Consider the following 19,154-nt stretch of genomic DNA (forward strand, 5'->3'; position numbering starts at 1 on the left):
GACTTTAATTTTAGCCATGTTCTTTTAACGGTTATTCGGTTATTATTGGTTCGATGTACAAATGTACGGTGTATTTTCCGGAATGGTCCTCCATATCCGGAAAAGTTTGTGTCACGCCGCCTGTTGCGACAAGCCGTTTCTACCAAGGAAAGGGCAGGCAATACCGGCTGACGTGGATACAGGCGGAACAACCCGCATATGCAATGCAGAGGGAGCAGGAGAGCCTTCACCACAGCCGGAGAGGAAAGCGGTCTCATGCCGGGGTACGGCATGAAAAGGGGCTCCCGGACAGTTCTTTTCCTTGTCGCACATGCACTACGTCGGTCGCAGTTTTCGCCTTCTGAATCCCTTTTACGTCCGTCCCTGCGCTTTCGGAGCGTTTTTCCGGTAGAAAATTTCACCATGCGGAAATTTTCTACCGGAAACCGAAGGGAAAACGCGGAGTCCCGCAGGGACGGACGAACTTTGATGAGGAAGGGGAAAATCGTCCGTTTCATAAATACCATTTCCTCAGATGGCATCGCATATTTCCTTCTCCATCTTTTCCAGCTTATGGGACAGGATTTCCATGTCGCTGCTGATCTTCTGGTTGGTTATCCGGGCATATATCTGGGTGGTTTTCAAATCCGTATGCCCCAAAAGACGGCTTACGGTCTCGATGGGCACACCGTGCGAGAGCAGCACGGTGGTGGCGTTCGTATGCCGGGCCACATGATAGGTCAGCCTTATCTTGAAACCGCACTGCCTGCCAAGTTCCTTCAATATGGTGTTGCATCTGCCGTTGCTCGGTACCGGAAATACATGATCGTCCTTGGACAGCCCCTTGTACTTCTCTATGATGCGCTTGGGAACGTCCAGCAGGCGGATGTTGGACTCGGTGTTTGTCTTGCGCCGGCGGGTGATGATCCAGAGGTTGCCGTCGAAGAAGGTCTGGAGCCGGTCGGTCGTCAGCGCCTTCACGTCCGCGTATGCCAGTCCGGTGAACACAGAGAAGATGAAGAGGTCGCGTACCAGTTCGCAGGTCCCGCTTTTCACCGGGGCCTCCATCAGCGTCTGTATCTCACGCTCTGTTAGGTAGCCCCGGTCAACGCTTTCGGGGGAGTTGATGTACCCGGCGAAGGGGTTGAAGGGAAGCGCACCGCTGTTGCGGGCGATGGAGATGACGTGCTTGAGCCCGATCATGTAACCCCATACGGTATTGGTGCGGCATTTCTTCTCCGTACGCAGGAAATACTCGAAGTTGTTGATGAACGTCAGGTTGAGTTCCTTCAGGGGGATGTCGTCACGGCGGTACACTTTCGGGACGAACTCGCAAAGGTGCCTGTATATGGTACGGTAGCGGTTGTATGTTCCCTGCACGCGGCTGTGTCCCACTTTCTTGATGAACTCCTCGTTGTGCTGCTCGAAGAGTTTCAACAGCGTCTCGCGTTTCACGCCCAGCCCGAGGCAGGCGTCCCTCAGCCTGGCGGCGGTGACATAGCCGTCGGACTGCATCAGTTCCTGGTAACGGCGGTTCACGTCCACGCGTATCCGGTCAACCTCCGCATTGATTTTCTGCGCCTCGGCGCTCTTGCCCGTGGCACGTGCCGTTTTCACGTCCCAAAGTTTCGGAGGTACGTCCAGTTTACAACTGAACTGCTTGATTTCACCGTCCACCGTAAGACGGCACATTAGGGGGAGATAGCCGTTGGCTCTCTCGCTGCCCTTCTTCACGTAGAAGAGGATTTTGAAGGTCGATCTGCTCATACTCGTTTTCATACTTTTTTGATCGTTACAAAGTTAATATCAAGCGAGTTGTCCTCAGGTATGAAAAACTGTGCAAATTACTGAAATAGAACCCGTTGTGCCGTTTCTTATTCCCGTTATATCAGTAACGATATGGGAACTGAAGTCTTTCGCTGTTTTTAGCGGATCTCCTTTTTCAGCTTATGCAGTATTATGAGTTAAACACCTAACTGCTTAATAGACTGCATTCTTGCTGTATTATCATCAACCTTGCTTTTTCTTGCTGCGTTTACTTTACTAAGTATTCTTTTTACGTTCCATTCACTTAATAAAGGGTGTGATTCTGCTTCTTTAAGTCTTTGGTATTCTTTGATGAGATATAGTTTAAATTCAGGGCTGAGCCAAGTCCCGAATTCAAAAGCTATGTCTTTATGGGCAAAAGTTCCCCCATATCGCCCGGGCTTGGATATAATCCCTATTGCTTTAGTTTTTTCTATCCATTGTTTGGGGGTTAGGGTGAAACTGTTTGTTCCACTCTCCATTTTAAAAGCATCGAATTCGATGCCTTTAAAATTTGGATTATTTAGTTTTTCCCATAACCCTAGAAAATCAATCGTACTACGTAGACGCATCCAGTTTTGTATAATGTAGTTAGTACGTTCTCTGTCTTTGAAATGTGCCATGTCTGTCAGGCAGATATAATCATTATTATCAGGTCTTACAGATATGGATATATCAATATTCGTAACAGTTATTTTCTTCATTATTTCTACTACTTTTATTTTATGAGGGATAAAGTTAAGCATTATTCCTGTTTTCAGTATCTTAAAAGCATCTTTTTAATAGGCCATGACGCTTACTATGATGACTACAGAAACTAGGATGTGCATCGCTTGATTAAGATGATTGAGTGATTGATACCTTGATATTGGTTATAAATCAATGCGTAACGGGATGAAGCTTCTTCTTTCAAGGCTTTTGCCGCCATCCAGAGAGCATAGGATGAAGCAGTCTGATATTCTCCGCATTGTTCTTTAAAGCTGCTATGCAGGGCATGAGGGAACAGACTGTGTTCCAGCTCTGTATAAACGGCATCTGTTGCTTTCTTCCCGTTCTTGCCACTGATAAACCAGTCAATGTCTTCGGGTGCAAGCCCGTGAGATTTTAGAAAATGATGCATCCTGTTACTGATTTCCGGAGCACTCATCCGGGTGATAAAAGTATCTACCCCTTTCAGTTCGGCAAAGGTCTGTTCCTCTTTTTGTGCGCTTAACAGGAAAAATTGTGCTCCCTCACCGGCTGTCGTTCCTTTCAACAGTCCTAAACGCTGTTGGATGATATGGCTGGTAGGGGTTATTTCATCCATAGCACCTGCCAGTACATGCTGTTTGCCTTCGGCAATGCTCATGATGCCATCTATCAGAGCACTTTCAAAACTTAAACCACGGTGTACATACGTAACATTATAGGCATGTATTTTGAGTAGCAAAGCTAGCTGTGCACCCACCGTATTAAAGGTGGACTGAATGAAAGCGGTGGGATTGAGCATCTGTTCCCGGTTATCCATCAAGGCGTTCATGAACTTTTCCGTATCGGCCAGACAACCCAGTCCCGTAGCAGTGATAATGGCATCTACCTTTTCCGACGGGATATCTTTCAGACATTCCAGTCCGCAGGCTACTCCCATCTTGATCATGCGGCTCATGCGCCTCCGCAGATTGGCGTTGGTGATCATTTCTTTATAATCAGGTTCCTGTGCGGAGAAATAAGGCTTTTCATTGCTGCTTTCCGCATGGATAGAGGCGATACGGTTGATATATACTGGGCACATACGCTATCTGTTTAGGGTGGAAAATACGAGAGATGAGTTGTTGCCGCCGAATCCGAAGGAGTTGGATAATACATGCCGTATGGGAAGTCCTGACCGGAAAACCGTTTCAGGAATAAGGCCGCTTTCTTCATCGGACAGATGGAAGTTCAGATTAGGGTAAATCAGTCCGTGACGGATGGAGAGTACGGAATATACGGCTTCTATTCCTTCCGAGGCTCCCAGGGTGTGCCCGATGAAAGCCTTGACCGAACTGAAAGGCGGAATACGGGTATCGAAGATACGCCGGATGGCTTTCCCTTCGGAAGCGTCGTTGCTGGGAGTGCCTGTACCATGTACATTGATATAGTCTATGGCTCCGGCTGTCAGCCCGGCAGAGGCTATGGCCTGACTCTTGGAAAGGAAAGGTCCGTCTCCGTCGGGGGAACTTCCTGTCTGGTGGTAGGCTTCATTGGCATTGGCGTAACCGCTGAGTTCGCAATAAGGAGCTTTAGTAAGGGATTTATCAGATTGAAGAACAAGGTATCCGGCTCCTTCTCCCAGGTTTAGTCCGGCACGTGTGCGGTCGAAAGGGCGGCAGTGCTCTTTGTCCAGTATCATCAATGAATTGAAACCGTTGAGCGTGAAACGGCATAAGGCATCCGTTCCGCCTACAAGGACAGCGTCCAGCAGACCGTGCCGGATGAGGCGTGCCCCTAACATAATGGCATTTGCGGCGGAAGAACAGGCGGTGCTGAGGGTGGTCACCGTTCCTTTCACTCCCAAATAAGCGGCTATCATTTCGGTACTGGACCCACAGTCATGGGAGATAATGTCACGTAATCTTCCTTTCCGGTTATCTTCCCGGAAAGAGGCATAAAACCGCTCGCTTGCATCCATTCCTCCGATGGAAGTGGAAGAAATGAGCCCGATACGGGGAGAAGTGAAATCGAGTTCCGCATCACGGGCCGCTTCTTGGGCTGCCCACAAGCCCAGCAAGGCTGTACGTGAATACGTCTTGCCGGATGGAAGGGACAGGAGTTTCTTTAATTCTTCATTGCTCTGTTTTACTTCGGACACGGGTACGTCAAGTGCGGTGGGGAAAAGGGTGATTTTCCCCATACCGTGTTTCCCGGCTTTTAAGGAATCCAGGTTTTCTTCCACTCCTTTCCCTATGCCCGAAATCACTCCCAGACCGGTGACATAGATCTTCCTCATTTCTGATGGGCGGTGATGTAGTCTGCCAGGGTACGTACCGAATAGAATATTTCCTTGCCTTTGGCAGGATTCTCTATCTTGATTCCATAATTCCTTTCCAGAATCAGGATAATCTCTAATGCGTCAATCGAGTCAAGGCCCAGACCGTCATCTCCGAATAAAGGTGCTTCACTGTCAATGTCCTCCGGAGTGATTTCTTCCAGATTCAATGCTTCTATTAATTCAACTTTCAGTTTATCAATCAATTCTTCCATATTCTTTATTGTTTTTCGATCAGTTTAAATACTGCTTTATAGGTGTTCTTCCATAATTCACACCACCCGATGATGCAATAGTTCAGTTTCCCTTTTTGCATGACTATACGTGCGTATCTTTCCAGTTTTTCCGGCTGATAGGCTTCAGTGATGAAAAAGGTGTTTTCCCCTTGTATCTTGTGGCGGATGCAAATCTCGCCAGATACGACATTGGGTAGTGTGTAAACAAATACAGCCGGACTGGCTGCCTGGTCTCCTTCCCGGTCTATCAGTTGCTGGTGTCTGATGTCCGTATGCAGAGAGGAAGCGGCATTGGCAAGTAACATCCCCATTTCCAGTGGGGCGAATGTCTTACCTTCCAGCAAGTATTCGGCGGCCACATATCCCAATTTGCAAAGGTCATCCATTTTATAAAATTTCAGGTTGTTTCCGCATGTTTTTTTATAGGTATCACGTATAAATGTGCCGAAATCCGGTTCTTCGGAATGAAAAATAAGTTCGTTGTTTATGAAGACAGAACTGTTTTCAATACGAACCTCCCGTGTACATCGGATTTCGGGCAAGGTGTTGTCCTCATCCTTGAACGGAGTATATTCCGGTAAAGATAAGACAATGGCTGCGTTGCATCCGCCGAATCCCGAAGCGGTTTTTACACAATGTTTCATCGGGATGCTCCGGTGGGTGGCATAGACCGGTATTGGTATAGGAATTCCCGGCGTTTCGTAACCCGGAGTGCCGAACAGGATGCCTTGTTTCAGTTCGTGCATACAGACAATGCTTTCAATGATTCCCGATGCTCCCAGGGTATGGCCGAAATAGGGCTTCAAACTATGGACGGGCACTTGTTCCAGATGAGCCAGTGTGAGGGCTTTGGATTCCATTTCATCATTATATAAGGTAGCAGTGCCGTGAGCATTCACAAAACTGATATCCTGAGGGGCTGTTCCTGCTTCCTGCATGGCTTGGCGGATGGCGAAATAGAGTCCGTCTCCCGTGCGGGAAGGACCGGAGATGTGGTTGGCATCGTTACTGACGGCTCCTCCCGAAAGGATAACATGTTCTTCTGTTCCTTCTGAACTGAGCAATACGGCTCCGCAGGCCTCTCCCAAGTTCAATCCGTCACGGCTGCTGTCATACGGACGGCATGGGCGGGAGCTGAGAGACCGGAAAGACCCGAAACCGCTGGTGATGAAATGAGAGAGAAGGTCACCTCCCGCTACGATTACCCGGCGGTAGATACCGTTCTCTATCATGCGTTTTCCTGCTATGATGGCTGACACTCCTGAAATGCAGGCATTGGAAATGACATGCATCCGTTCCTCGGCATGGAAATAACCGGCAATGTTTTCTGCCATTTTCCAAAGAAAGACCGCTTCATCGGGATGTTCCGTATGACGGGCCAGTAAATCGATGTTCCCTTTGGTGGTGGAGAGGATGAGTCCGCAGGTTTTGTCTTCCAAAGTTTGTCCGGACTGACGGATGAGTTCGTTGATAGTCAGTATGAACAGTTGTTCCATCCGGGGATAGCCACTTACTCCTATGGCTTCCGCCTGTTGTTGCAATCTCTCTTGCGAGAGAGTGGCTGCCAATAGGGGAGTGTCCGCAATCCGTTTGTCCGTCTGCAGGGTGATACCGCTGTGATAGCTCCGGATGGCTTCCAGATTTTCCTGTGTGCCGAAACCCAGCGCGCTGATCAGGGTATCATGGGTGATATAGGTAGTCAGATGATGTTCCATTTCTTTTTCCACTCTATGTAAAAGGCAGGATTAACCAGTTCCAGTTCTCTATTTGTATTCAGGAATACCTGTGTAGTGGTTCCTGTTGCCACAATGTTTTGGTCCGATGCCCGGTAGATGGTGTATTCAAAAAGGATTTTGGCGGCATCACTGTGGATAAACCGTGTCTCGACAATCGCTTCCTCACCAAAAGACAGCGGTTGTTTGAATTGGCAGGTCAGATCTACGATAGGTACTACATATCCTTCCCGGTAAATGCTCATATAGTCCAGGCCGTACCGCTTTCCGAAAGCTTCGCGTCCGTCTTCGAAATAACGCACATATTCTCCATGCCATACTATCTGCATGGAATCTATCTCACTGAAGCGGACTTTGATGGTGGTCCGGTCTGTCAGTGCCGCCTGATGTGGACTTGTTTTTCGTTTCATTCTTTCTTCAGATATATTTTCATCCGGCATTCGGCCAGCAATTCATCGTTTTCTTTTACCTCGGCGGTAATCAGGGTGATATCAAATACTTCCTGAACGATGGTTATACCGGTATATAGTTCTGCTCCGGCAGAAGGAAGACGGAATAGTTTCATCTTTTCTACCGAACCGATAAAACCTAATGGTACAGGTTCTTTCCGCAGCATATAGATATAACCTACACGTGCCGCCGCCGACTGGGCGATGTGCTCTATGATTCCCGTTTCCTGTAGTACACCGTCCCGGCAGAACAGGTTGTCGGTAGTGACGGTCAGCCCTGACCAGGATGTATCTTCTTCTATCCCATAGAAGCGGTCTATCATTACCATGGGCGGGCGTTGGGGAATCAGCCGGAACAGTTCTTCTCCCTGACAAATGATTTCTTTGCTGCTCATTTCAGTCTGCATTGCAGGATACTGTGTCCCAGTCCTATGTTATCTTGAATCTCTTCCACTTCCAATCCGGCATTTTCAATGCAGCGGATCAGGTCATCCGAATGGAACATCTTGCTGTTGCCGTTGGCCATTGCTGTAAAGTAGAGGCTGATTTGTGTCAGGCAATAAGATGCTGTTTCATACCGTTGGCGATCCCATAATGTTTCCATAATATAGACTTTGCTGTCTTTGCCGATGGATTGTGCCACACGGGTCAGGATGCTGATGACTTCTTCTTCCGAGAAGCAGTCCAGAAACTGGCTCATCCATACAGCGTCAAAACCCGTGGGAAAGGGCACGTCCCGATCCAGCAGATTGGCGCCGTGACCGTGTATGCGTTCACTACCGGACAAACCGGCCGTTTGCTTTCTCATCATTTCCAGTTGTTGAGGCAGGTCCACGATGGTTACTTCCACTTCCTTATTATATTGTACGCATTGTGTGGCCCATCTGCCGGTATTCCCGCCAATATCGAGCAAGCGTTTCGGGTGATGGCTGAACACGATTTCCAATGCTTTGCCGAATGACTGGTCCGAATAGAAATGATCAAAGCCGAACCAGCTTTTCTGTACCTGTTCCGGCAATTGGGACAGACCTTCGTAAATGGTAGGCCATTCTCCGAATACTTTCAATCCTTCCGGACGCCCGTTTAAAAGAGCTTCTTCCAAATGGAACAATCCTTGATAGTTCACATCGTGGTTGAATTCCATATTGACACGAGCCATTTTATCGTTCAGCAGAAACCAGCCTGCCTTGGCCAGTACATAACGGTCTTCTTCCAACAGGATGGTTCCGATGGTCAGCGATGCTTCCAGTAATACTTGTGCCGCATAGCGTGTCAGTCCGGTCCGCCCGCTGATTTCTTGCAGCGTATATCCTTCCCGTTTGCCGGACAATAATTGGAAAATTCCGAATTTCAACATCAGGCGCGATACTTGGAATACCACAGGACCGAAAGCTATCTCTTGTGCCAGTCTTTGCGCTTCGGCAGCCGTACATTGTTCTTTTGTATATCTTTTATGCATCATACCAGATTTATTTTTATGTCCAGAACGGGTAGTAATTGAACCATTGTTCCGGATACTGCCGGACAATCTTTTCCAGCGTTTGTGTATATTGCTCCAATAATGCCTGTTCGGCCCGTTTCTCTTTCGTCCGTACTACTGTCTCGGCTATAAAGAAATGGAAACGATACGTTCTTTGGGCTTCACGCATGGCAAAATAGAATACGACGGGTACTTTTAACTTCGAAGCCAGCAGGAAAGGGCCCATCGGAAATTTGGCTTCTTTTCCCATGAAAGAAGTCGTGAGTAATTTCTCTTTATTCAGATAGCGGTCTCCCTGAAAGCAGACATACTCCCGGCGGTCCAATGCTTCCGTGATGCGGAATACATGTGTCAGGCTGTCTTCATTCACCGGAATTATTTTGTAGTCTCGCGTAGAGGCGTTCTTTTCCAAAATCTCCTTTATCCGTTCGTGTTCGGCGTCAAACATGACGATATTGATCTTTTTGCCATATTCATCGAAGAAAGGAGCGCCTATTTCCCAGTTGCCCACATGGGCGCCAATCATAATTACTCCGGTGTTTCCGTTTAGTACGTCTAAAAATGCCTGATAGTTCTCAAACTTGAAATGATACTTGCCGGTCATTCCGTTGCCGATGGCCACTTTGTCAATCAATATTTGTCCCAGCCGGTAATAGTTTTTCAGGAGCAGTGCGACGGATTTCAGCCGTCCGTATTTCAGCCTGTTCCGTGCGTAACTCCAAGTATTGCCCGTTGCTTTCGGTGCGAAAGGTATGAAGTAGAGGACGACCAATGCCAGGAAGCCGTAGGCCGCAGTTATCCCCAGACAGCGGATCATGTAGATAAAGAACATGTATCCGAATGTGCCTCCTCTTGTCTTACCTTTCCATGTTTCGGACATCAGTCTTCTTTTTGCATATGTGAAATTACCAGATTATAGAAATCCTGGAAGGTTTTGATACCGGCAAAATCTTTGGCTGTAACGGTGAAACCGAAATTCTTGTCAATCAGTACTACCATATCCACCAGGTCAAGGCTATCCAATTCCAAGGTTTGCATCAAAGGTGCGTCCGGTTGGATCTGTTCTACATCAATCTCAAATTCTTCGGCCAGGGTGGTTCTGATCTTTTCGATGATTTCTTCGTTGGTCATAAATTTATATATTGGTTTGAATTAATTGTTTTCTTTAAATTTACGGATAATCAGTGAGGAATTGGTTCCTCCGAATCCGAATGAGTTGGACAAGAAGGTATCAAATTCCGTTTCTATCCTCCGGGAGGGGATGTTCAGCAGAGCAGAGGCTTCATCGGGTTCTTCAAAATTGAGATTAGGAGCGATAAATCCGTTATTCATCATCAAGATGGAATAAATGACTTCACTGGCGCCTGCCATCCACATCTCATGTCCGGTTTGTGACTTGGTGGATGTGACATAGGGCCGATGGTTTCCGAACACTTCCGCTATGGCTTTTGCCTCATTCAAATCTCCCACGGGGGTGGAAGTGGCGTGTGCATTGATATATTGGATTTCTTCCAAGGGAATGCCCGCATCGTTGATTGCCATCTGTAAAGAGCGTCTGGGACCGTCCACATTCGGTACGGAAATATGATCTCCGTTGGATGAAAAACCGTATCCTATGACTTCTGCCAGAATAGTAGCTCCGCGCCTTACGGCTGATTCATAACTTTCGAGTACCAGGCTGGCGCCTCCTCCGCTGGGTATCAAACCGTCCCGTCCCTTGTCAAAGGGGCGCGATGCCTTTTCCGGTTCGTCCTCACGGGTGGAGAACGCGCCCAATCCGTCGAAACTACCCACGGAGTAAGGATTTACCTCTTGTGCTCCTCCGCACAGAATGCAGTCCTGAAGTCCTGATTTGATGAGCATATATGCCATGCCGATGGCGTGTGAACCGCTGGCACAAGCTCCCGATATGGTAAAATTAATTCCCTTCAAATGGAAAATAACCGAAAGGTTCATGGTAATCGTAGAGTTCATGGACTGGAAGATAGAACCGGAGCCCACCATAGCCGTATTCTTCTTGGCACGAATGACATCAATGGCCTCGATTACCGGAGCGGCGCTACTGTCATTTCCATACAATATGCCTACTTCATGATTTAATAAAAACTCCTCGTCTATTTGTGCCTGACGGAATGCCTCCAAGGTAGCCATATAGGCATATTCTCCCTGTTCGGCGAGGCTATGCCTCTTTTTGCGGTCCAATAACTTCTTTAAATCAGGACGTTCGACAAGTCCTGTCAATGCGGAAAAATACCCCATCTCTTTACGTGCCGGATCGATGCCGATGCCTGAACGCCCTTGGAACAAAGAGTCTTTCACCTCATCTTGGTTCTTGCCTATGCACGAATAAATACCCATGCCTGTAATCACTACTCTTCTCATCTTCTGCTTATGTATAGATTCCTCCATTGATGGAAATTACTTCTCCGGTGATATAGGAGGCTTGTTCCGATGCCAGGAAGCCTACCAGTGCGGCTACTTCTCCGGGTTCGCCGAACCGTCCTGCCGGTATCTGTTTTTTCCATTCATTTTCATCAATGCCGTTGGTCATATCCGTGCGGATAAATCCCGGTGCTACGGCGTTCACCGTCACGTGTTTTCTGGCCACTTCCTGTGCCAGTGCTTTGGTGGCGGCTATCATTCCGCCTTTGGCTGCCGAATAGTTGGTTTGTCCCGGCATTCCTTTGATACCCGACAGGGAAACGATGTTGATGATACGTCCGAATCGCTTTACCAGCATATTTTTCAGCAAGGGTTGGGTGACGTTGAAGAAACCGTTCAGGCTGATATCCAACACCCGGCTCCATTCATCCTGTTCCATCCACAGCATCAGGTTGTCACGGCGTATACCGGCATTGTTCACCAGTACCTCAATGTAGGTATCGGGATGCTTCTCCATCCAGCCGTTCAGTGCGGCGTGTGTGGCTACTGCGTCTGTCACGTCAAATTTCATCAGTTCGCCGTCCGAGCCTTGTTCCCGTATCTGTTGCAGGGTGGCTTCGGCTTCCGTATCGTTGTTTTGGTAGTTTATCAGTATATGATATCCCATTTCGGCCAGTTTCAGACATACAGCCCGTCCGATGCCCCGGCTTCCTCCTGTTACTAGTGCGTATTTCATTTTTCTTGCAACCTCCCTTTTTTAAGATATACCATCATTCTTTCTATCTCTTTATATTTAGGCGTATCTTCCCGGAACACAGGAAAAAATGCTCGTATCTCTTTATATACTTGTTGTGACCGGGGGCTTAGCCGATCGGCTATTTCCAAACAGTCTACAGCTTGTACAATACCCATCATCAGGATAGCCATCACCTGATAAGCATTTTCTATGACTGTTTTTGCCAGCAGTGCGGAATTGGTTCCCATGCTTACAATATCCTGATTGTCATTGTTGTTGGGGATGCTATGCACATACATCGGATTGGACAAAGTCTGGCACTCCGCTGTGGTAGAAGTCGCGGTAAATTGTGACGCCTGCAAACCATAGTTCAATCCCAGCACTCCCATATTGACAAAGGGGGGCAGAATGCCGTTGATGCGGTCGTGAAACAAGTAATTGATCTGCCGTTCGGCAAGCATGGCCAGTTTGGTGACCGCTATTTTCAGTTTATCCATTTCAAAAGAAACGTAATCTCCGTGAAAATTACCGCCATGATACACGTTTTGCGTGTCGGGGTCCACTATCGGGTTGTCACAGGCTGAATTTATTTCGTTTATCAATACTTTTTCGGCATTGAGCAATTCATCATAAACCGGTCCTAGAATCTGTGGGATGCAGCGCAACGAATAATAGGGTTGAACCTTATGGGTGAAGATTTTCTCTTCGTGTTTTCCGTTGTAAAGTTCATTCTCTCTTTTGCGTACACATTGGCTGCCTTCCACCCATTGGCGCATCATGCGGGCTATCTCTTGCTGTCCTTCATGCCGTTTGGCTTCGTTCAGCGGTTCGGACATGAAATCATCGTACGAGGCGGCAATTTCATTCATCATGACCGATGCGCCTACTGCCCAATGCATCAGTTGGCGGGCATAAATCAGGTTGACAATGCCTATACCTGTCATTACCGAAGTGCCGTTGGTCACTGAAAGCCCTTCGCGGATATGCATTTTGAAGGGTTGCAATCCGTTTTCCGCCAAAACGGATGCCGTATCTCTTTTCTTGCCTTGGTAAAAGACCTCTCCTTCTCCAATCAGGGTGAGGGCGATATGGGCAAGCTGTACCAAATCGCCACTGGCCCCTACACTGCCGTGTTCGGGTACGTATGGAGTAATCCCCCGGTTGATAAACTCGGTAATGAGCAATGCCAGTTCTTTATGTATGCCGGATTTTCCTTGCAGAAAAGTATAGAGACGCGCTATCATGGCAGCTTTGACATAGAGTTCCGGAAGGGGTTGCCCTGCTCCGGTGGCATGGCTGCGGATGATATTATACTGTAATTGTGACAAGGATTCATCTTCAATACGGTATTGGGCCATCGGTCCAAAGCCGGTATTGATGCCATAGATGATCTTGTCGTTGGAGAATGTTTTCAGAAAATGGAAACTCTCTTCCAATTTTTGCATACATTGGTCGGAGAGTGTCAGTGGCTCTTCTTCAAACAAAATCTTATACAGGGACGCTAAAGTTATCTTATTCTCAGCTAGCATTGGATTGGTGTGATAAGCAGTTTTGTATAATTTCCGCAAAAATAGTTATTTAAAAATAAGTATTACCATCCGAAGGGAGATTTTTCAGTTTTGATGGTTATCTGAAAGGTTCACCACAGATTATACAAATAAACGCAGATGCTTCTTAAATCATTGATTGTCAGGTGGGTAATCTGTGTGAATCTGTATAGTCTGTGGTGAAAAATATAGTGTCGCTCTATGTATCCTATTTATTCAGTTTCCATGTGAAACCGTCTTTGGTATCTTTCACTTCAAAGCCAAGAGCGGCCAGCTCATCACGGATTTTATCGCTTGTAGCCCAGTCTTTATTGGCTTTGGCTTTCATACGTTGTTCCAGCAGCATATCTACTACTTTGCCGTATGCCTCTTCACGTGCCTCGTTATTGGCGGCTTCTTCTTTCAGACCCAGGATTTCGTACATAAAGAGATGGAACACACTTTTCAGTTCTTCCAGATCTTCTGCGGAAATAGTGGCTTTCTTGTCCAGAACCGTATTAATCATACGGGCGCCGTCAAACAGATGGGCAATGACAATCGGTGAGTTCAAGTCATCATTCATGGCTGTATAACACTTTTCACGCAAGTCTTTTACCCCCTCTATGCCGGTGGTTTGTGTTGCCGGAGTGATGCGTTCAAGACCTTTCACAGCTTCTGTCAGCCGTTCCAATCCTTTTTCGGCTGCTTGTAATGCTTCGTTACTGAAGTCCACTGTACTGCGGTAATGTGCCTGAAGGATGAAGAAACGGATGGTCATGGGGCTGTAGGCTTGGGTCAGTAACTTGTGGGTACCGTGGAAGAACTCATCCAAGTTAATGAAGTTGCCGTATGATTTTCCCATCTTCTGTCCATTAATGGTAATCATGTTGTTGTGCATCCAATAGTGAACCATGTCATCGCCTTGTGAAGCCACGCTTTGTGCGATTTCACATTCGTGGTGTGGGAAAATTAAGTCCATTCCCCCTCCATGAATATCGAAATGCTCGCCCAGGTATTTCTTACCCATTGCGGTACATTCACAATGCCAACCGGGGAATCCGTTACTCCACGGGCTGGGCCAGCGCATGATATGTTCGGGTTGTGCACATTTCCACAGGGCGAAATCGGCAGGATTGCGCTTCTCGCTTTGACCGTCCAGCTCGCGGGTGGTGTTCAGCACATCGTCCAGGTTGCGGCCGGACAGTTTGCCGTAATGATGGTCTTTGTTGTATTTTGCTACATCGAAATAAACGGAACCTTCACTTTCATAAGCATAGCCGTTTTTCAGAATTTCTTCTACCAGTTCTATCTGTTCAATGATATGGCCTGATGCATGTGGCTCGATACTGGGTGGAAGTACATTCAAGGCTTCCATTGCCTTGTGGTAGCGATTGAGGTAATATTGCACTACTTCCATGGGTTCCAGTTGCTCCAGACGGGCCTTTTTGGCGATTTTATCTTCGCCTTCATCTGCATCGTGTTCCAGATGACCGACATCGGTAATGTTACGGACATAACGTACCTTGTATCCCAGATGGGTAAGATAACGGAACAGGATATCGAACGTGATGGCGGGGCGTGCGTGTCCTAAATGGGCATCGCCATATACGGTAGGACCGCATACATACATACCTACATGAGGGGCATGCAAGGGAACGAAAAGTTCCTTTTGACGGCTTAATGTATTGTAAATGGTTAGTTTATTTTCCATAATTCATTCTATTAGAATTGCAAAGTTATAAATTAAAGTGTGTATTTGGCTAATAATTAACAAAAAATCTGATGCTGATGTCCTCTGCTTGTCTACAAATGGTGTTTGTTGGTTTAAAGGATAGAGATTTATGGTAATAAATAAAAGTAGGTTGTCTTTGAATGTAAAAGAACAGAATGATGATTTTTTGTATGGAGATTAGGGAACCTAACTCTTTTTCCTTTTCATGAAATAGGTTTCTCTTGTTTCTGTTTATGATCTTTAATCTCTGCTATTGATTTGTAAAACAGGACCACTGCCTCATAAACCTTGGTGTTGTTTTACGGGGCAGTGGTGGTGTTTCTATATGAAGTTTGCGTGCGGAGCGGGAATGTTTATTTGGACTTCTTTCCCCAATACGTCTTGTTGTTGGCATAGCCGGCATAGACGATGGTATGGGTGCGCGGACTGGCTTCCCAGTCGGTTTCGCGTTGCAGATAAAGTTCCACTCCGTTGACAGTCAGAATCTGTTGGGCGGCATCATAGCTCCACGTACTGCCTTTCCAGATACCTTCGGTGATAGTGTGGTCGGCGGCGAGAGTCATTGTTGCTGAAGTTCTCTGCTCTCCATATTTGTATGTAAGGTCGATGTGTTCCCAATTGCCGGGCAATTCTTCTTCGGTGATGGCTACCTTGGGAACGGCTCCGTAGCGTTCAGGCATTACGAGAGGCCAACCGTCTTTCGTCCAGCGGATGCTGCGTACGTGCCCCATCATGATGGCGTTGCTGGCGTTGATGCCCGGAACATCCTTAGGCAGACGGCCTTGTGAGGCGTAGAACCAGTTGTCTTTGCCATCGTCGAAGATAGCGCAGTGGGCGATGCCTACCCAGCCGTAGCCTTTGCTGAACTTATAGGGATGAGTCACTATGGGCAGTGCATCGGCACCGGCGGTCACGTCTTTGCCGTCAATGCCCACGTAGGGACCGGTGATGCTTTTCGAGCGGACCACACGGGTGTTATAGGGCACGTCGAGAGCGTCGTAGGCAAGGAAGAGGTAGTAGTAGCCATCGCGGTAAATGACTTCGGGACCTTCACTGGCTTGCCAGCGGTTACCTGTCTGGCGGGTGGCGATCAACTGACCATACTCGGCAGGTGCTTGGCCTGTAGCCCAAGGTTGGCCCAAAGTTTCGGCAGGCTTGCCTGTTTCGCTATTGAGCTTGAGAGCGGCTATGCCGCTATGCCATGAACCGTAGACCAACCAGTGCTCGCCTTCGGGCGTGATGACATAAGAGGGGTCGATGGCATTCCATTTATAATAGCAATTGGCCCAATCATCCGGCTTCACGTTGAAGTTAAGTCCTTTGTCGGAAGCATTGGTGATGACGTAGCCTTTGTCTACCCATCCGTCGTTGTTGGAGGGATCGTTGTTTTCCATCAGGCCGATAAAGGCGCGCTCCGACCAGGTGTTGGCACCGTTGAGTGTGCCGGGGCAGACAATGGAATAGTACATGCGATAGAGGCCGTTCTTTACCTTGCGTACTACGGGAGCCCAATAGCCGAAGTCATTAACATTAGGATTGATTTCGGCAAGTCCCATTTCTTTTCGTATTTCATTGAGCTTGGGCACTACCCATTCGGGCAGGTTCTTCATTGTACCGCCGAGGTATTCCCAGTTGACAAGGTCCTTGGAGCGACGACCGTGGAAGTGGCCGCCTGCGGTGTGGACGTTGCCGTATGAAGCATCCGTCTGATACATGTAATAATAACCATCTTCGGCCAATACAACCGAGGGGTCGTGTACGTTGGCAAGATTCCATTGAGAGCGTTTGCTCCAGTCACTTATCGAGGTATAGTCATCGGAGTAGGTGGGGGCCACGTAATTCTTGAGTTCATCGTCTAAGCTTAAGCTTTCTGTGGTGGCCGTGACCACCTCTGAATAGACATAACGGCTGTCACAGTAGACGTATGCACGGATATAGTAGGAGGTACCGGAGGTCAAGGTTGAGAGGGAGGCACTGAAATTCTCATCGGCATCCACCACGTGGTCTTTGATAGTCGGTACGGAAGCTGCTGCACTGTAACAGAAGCCTTTCTTGACTATTTGGTTCAGATCACCTGTAACCGATGCGGTGACGGTCAACGAGGTGGGTGTGGTTGTAGTTACTTTCGGAGTACTTACAGTTGCATAATAGCGGTCTATATCTTCGCTGTTGTCAGAACAAGCGGCTAAAACAAGGAATATTGGCAAGAACATCCACAATGGTAATAGTTTTTTCATCTGTTGATAGTTTAAAGACCATGCCGCTTCTTCCTGAGGAAAACGGCATGGCTTGTGTGATTACTGATTCGGATTAGAAGACGAGATGGCCGCCTTCAATCGTTAAAGCGAAGTTCAAGTCGTTCATATCCAATTTGTTGATCCCTAAATAGTATTGGGCATAGGAAGTACCTGAAGTGCCTTTCATTACTGCTTGAATGTCGGCTGTACCATTGCCGCAATTGGTCACGTAGACGGTGACTTTGGCTCCGTTCATATCGGCAAGCCAAGCAGCCCAGTCGCCTTGTGTACCGTTGTGAACGAGGCTGGCATTTCCATCGTATCCTGCACCCCATCCATAGTTGTCGGCGCGTACCACTGCATATTCGGCAAGATCGGCTTTGCGGAGAACGATAGCGAAGTTGCTCCAGTTATTAGCTTGGCTGGTGTAATTGGTGAAGCTGATGGATCTGGTTTCACCTGCCGGCACGTTGAAATTGTCAGAAAAGACAGTCCACCAACCCGTTGAATTGTCTTCGGCTCCTATGATACCGGCTGAGTTGCTCACAGCGGCAACCACAGATTCGGCAACTTTGACTTCTACGGTAGCGGTAACTTCGTCGGCAGTAATGGTTACGGTCTGCGTACCGGCTTTGGCAGGAATGGCAGAGAAATGGAGTTTGGCGTTGTCTACTACTCTTGTGCTTCCGTCGGCATAAGTAGCCGTTACTTCCAATCCTTCGGGAAGGAATGCCAGCGTACGGTCGGTCATCGTTTCCGTTGCTGCCGAAGTATAATAGTAATACTGCGTGTGCGCAGGTTGAGCCGTCACTTGGATGGATACAATCTTTTCCACTACTTCAAACGTAGCATTGGCCACCACCGGCTGGTTGCAATTCTCGCCCTTGAAGGTCTTGTTGTAGATGACTACCAGTGTCTTCGTGCCCAGTTCGTTCATATTGGGGATGGCAGTGAACTGGAGTTCTTCTGCGGTTACGGTCTTAGTCACCCCTTCTTCGAAGCTGACGATGGCAGTAATCCCGGCCACGGCTTCTTCGAGTGAGGTGCCGGCATTGACCTGATCGGGTACATTTTGCAGTACCATCGAGAGCGGATTCTTGTCTTCGGCAGAGGTAAGGCCGCCGATAGGAACGATGTTCGATTGCAAGAAGTTGATGTAAGAGCCTTCGGGTACCAGGAAGCAGCGGATGTTGGTATTGCTCGCGTCTGCATTCAGATTGGGTAACTTGTACGGCTGTTTGTAGGTTTTGGTTGCCGAGGCGTTCTGGATTTTGATAGAGAAGGCATTTTCATTGGTGCGGTCTACGGTGAGTGTTACTTTGCCGCCCAATTTCTGTACAGTTTCGTCCAGATTGTCAACGGGTGACAGCATCAGTGTGCTGGAGGTGTATTTGAAGAAGAGATGGGAACCCCATTGGGAGTTATAGGCCAAAGTATCGTTTGTGGTATCAAAACGATAAGCGCCATATTCCGTGTATCCTTCACCTCCGCGGTCTGCGTCATTGGTAATGACTAGGGCGAAGTTTTTATAATAGGTATTGTCGGCAGGGTTGATGTTGAGGTTGAACACTCCATGCCACTTCTGACCATCGGGCACGACGTAATACTTGGAGAAAGCTGTCCAGAAACCGGAGGTGTAGTCCGTATTACCGAAGGAGTAGACATCTTCCTGCATGCCCTCCAGCACTTCTTCTTCCGGATCTTTCTTTGAATTTGCTATGGAGTCCACTTTCTCGGAAATCCAGTCGGGGGCGTTAACATCATACAGCTCGCCACCCTCGCAGCTTGGCAATGCCATCAACCCGAAGGCGATGGAACAGCAAGCGTATACTAATTTATTGAGTATTCTCATTG

Annotated in this window: 18 protein-coding genes; all 18 read right to left on the bottom strand. The window is 47.8% G+C overall.

Translation table 11 applies throughout. The annotated features are described in order from the left end of the window. Nucleotides 1-521, bottom strand: a 521-nt coding sequence (locus AB5062_RS07455) for a hypothetical protein (RefSeq protein WP_368331261.1), incomplete at its 3' end; no start/stop codon positions are given. After that, nucleotides 511-1,758, bottom strand: coding sequence for a site-specific integrase (locus AB5062_RS07460; RefSeq protein ID WP_005636637.1), 1,248 nt, complete (start codon nt 1,756-1,758; stop codon nt 511-513). The genes AB5062_RS07455 and AB5062_RS07460, both read right to left, overlap by 11 nt. A gap of 185 nt (nt 1,759-1,943) precedes the next feature. Then, entirely contained in the window at nt 1,944-2,531 is a 588-nt protein-coding gene (locus AB5062_RS07465; RefSeq protein WP_368326854.1) for a KilA-N domain-containing protein, read from the bottom strand. A 71-nt stretch (nt 2,532-2,602) separates the two neighbouring features. Then, nucleotides 2,603-3,556 (bottom strand): beta-ketoacyl synthase chain length factor, encoded by a 954-nt coding sequence (locus AB5062_RS07470; RefSeq protein WP_118292313.1) that lies wholly within the window; start codon nt 3,554-3,556, stop codon nt 2,603-2,605. A 3-nt stretch (nt 3,557-3,559) separates the two neighbouring features. Beyond that, nucleotides 3,560-4,750 carry a beta-ketoacyl synthase gene (locus tag AB5062_RS07475; protein ID WP_368326853.1) on the bottom strand — a complete coding sequence of 397 codons (1,191 nt, stop codon included), beginning with the start codon at nt 4,748-4,750 and terminating at the stop codon, nt 3,560-3,562. Continuing rightward, entirely contained in the window at nt 4,747-5,004 is a 258-nt protein-coding gene (locus AB5062_RS07480) for a phosphopantetheine-binding protein (RefSeq protein ID WP_005844336.1), read from the bottom strand. Before AB5062_RS07480 ends, AB5062_RS07475 begins: the two co-directional genes overlap by 4 nt. A gap of 5 nt (nt 5,005-5,009) precedes the next feature. Further along, nucleotides 5,010-6,740, bottom strand: a complete 1,731-nt coding sequence (locus AB5062_RS07485; protein WP_032952984.1) for a beta-ketoacyl synthase N-terminal-like domain-containing protein — start codon at nt 6,738-6,740, stop codon at nt 5,010-5,012. Further along, nucleotides 6,725-7,168 (bottom strand): thioesterase family protein, encoded by a 444-nt coding sequence (locus AB5062_RS07490; RefSeq protein WP_005850194.1) that lies wholly within the window; start codon nt 7,166-7,168, stop codon nt 6,725-6,727. The genes AB5062_RS07485 and AB5062_RS07490 overlap by 16 nt, the downstream gene beginning before the upstream one ends. Next, nucleotides 7,165-7,602, bottom strand: a complete 438-nt coding sequence (locus AB5062_RS07495) for a hydroxymyristoyl-ACP dehydratase (protein ID WP_005850196.1) — start codon at nt 7,600-7,602, stop codon at nt 7,165-7,167. The genes AB5062_RS07490 and AB5062_RS07495 overlap by 4 nt, the downstream gene beginning before the upstream one ends. Further along, nucleotides 7,599-8,669 carry a methyltransferase gene (locus tag AB5062_RS07500; RefSeq protein ID WP_032952985.1) on the bottom strand — a complete coding sequence of 357 codons (1,071 nt, stop codon included), beginning with the start codon at nt 8,667-8,669 and terminating at the stop codon, nt 7,599-7,601. Before AB5062_RS07500 ends, AB5062_RS07495 begins: the two co-directional genes overlap by 4 nt. 13 nt (nt 8,670-8,682) lie before the next feature. Then, nucleotides 8,683-9,567, bottom strand: a complete 885-nt coding sequence (locus AB5062_RS07505; protein WP_022508332.1) for an acyltransferase — start codon at nt 9,565-9,567, stop codon at nt 8,683-8,685. Then, a complete protein-coding gene (locus AB5062_RS07510) occupies nt 9,567-9,818 on the bottom strand; it encodes an acyl carrier protein (protein ID WP_005844349.1) in 252 nt (83 codons plus the stop codon). Before AB5062_RS07510 ends, AB5062_RS07505 begins: the two co-directional genes overlap by 1 nt. 21 nt (nt 9,819-9,839) lie before the next feature. Then, on the bottom strand, nt 9,840-11,069 hold the full coding sequence (locus tag AB5062_RS07515; protein WP_032953012.1) for a beta-ketoacyl synthase: 1,230 nt from the start codon (nt 11,067-11,069) through the stop codon (nt 9,840-9,842). Between the two features lie 7 nt (nt 11,070-11,076). Next, complete coding sequence (gene fabG, locus AB5062_RS07520; protein ID WP_011965002.1) at nt 11,077-11,805, bottom strand: 3-oxoacyl-ACP reductase FabG; 729 nt, start codon at nt 11,803-11,805, stop codon at nt 11,077-11,079. Next, the gene (hutH, locus tag AB5062_RS07525; RefSeq protein WP_050505413.1) at nt 11,802-13,334 is read right to left on the bottom strand and encodes a histidine ammonia-lyase; all 1,533 of its coding nucleotides are present in this window, start codon (nt 13,332-13,334) and stop codon (nt 11,802-11,804) included. Before hutH ends, fabG begins: the two co-directional genes overlap by 4 nt. 226 nt (nt 13,335-13,560) lie before the next feature. Beyond that, on the bottom strand, nt 13,561-15,042 hold the full coding sequence (gene cysS, locus AB5062_RS07530) for a cysteine--tRNA ligase (protein ID WP_032946210.1): 1,482 nt from the start codon (nt 15,040-15,042) through the stop codon (nt 13,561-13,563). Nucleotides 15,043-15,416: 374 nt separating this feature from the next. Further along, entirely contained in the window at nt 15,417-17,300 is a 1,884-nt protein-coding gene (locus tag AB5062_RS07535; protein ID WP_005850207.1) for an arabinan endo-1,5-alpha-L-arabinosidase, read from the bottom strand. A gap of 73 nt (nt 17,301-17,373) precedes the next feature. Beyond that, nucleotides 17,374-19,152, bottom strand: coding sequence for a bacterial Ig-like domain-containing protein (locus AB5062_RS07540; RefSeq protein ID WP_011965000.1), 1,779 nt, complete (start codon nt 19,150-19,152; stop codon nt 17,374-17,376). Nucleotides 19,153-19,154: the final 2 nt, after the last annotated feature.

The sequence above is a fragment of the Phocaeicola sp. RTP21359st1_B8_RTP21360_211022 genome, assembly GCF_040911965.1.
Classification (GTDB): domain Bacteria; phylum Bacteroidota; class Bacteroidia; order Bacteroidales; family Bacteroidaceae; genus Phocaeicola; species Phocaeicola vulgatus.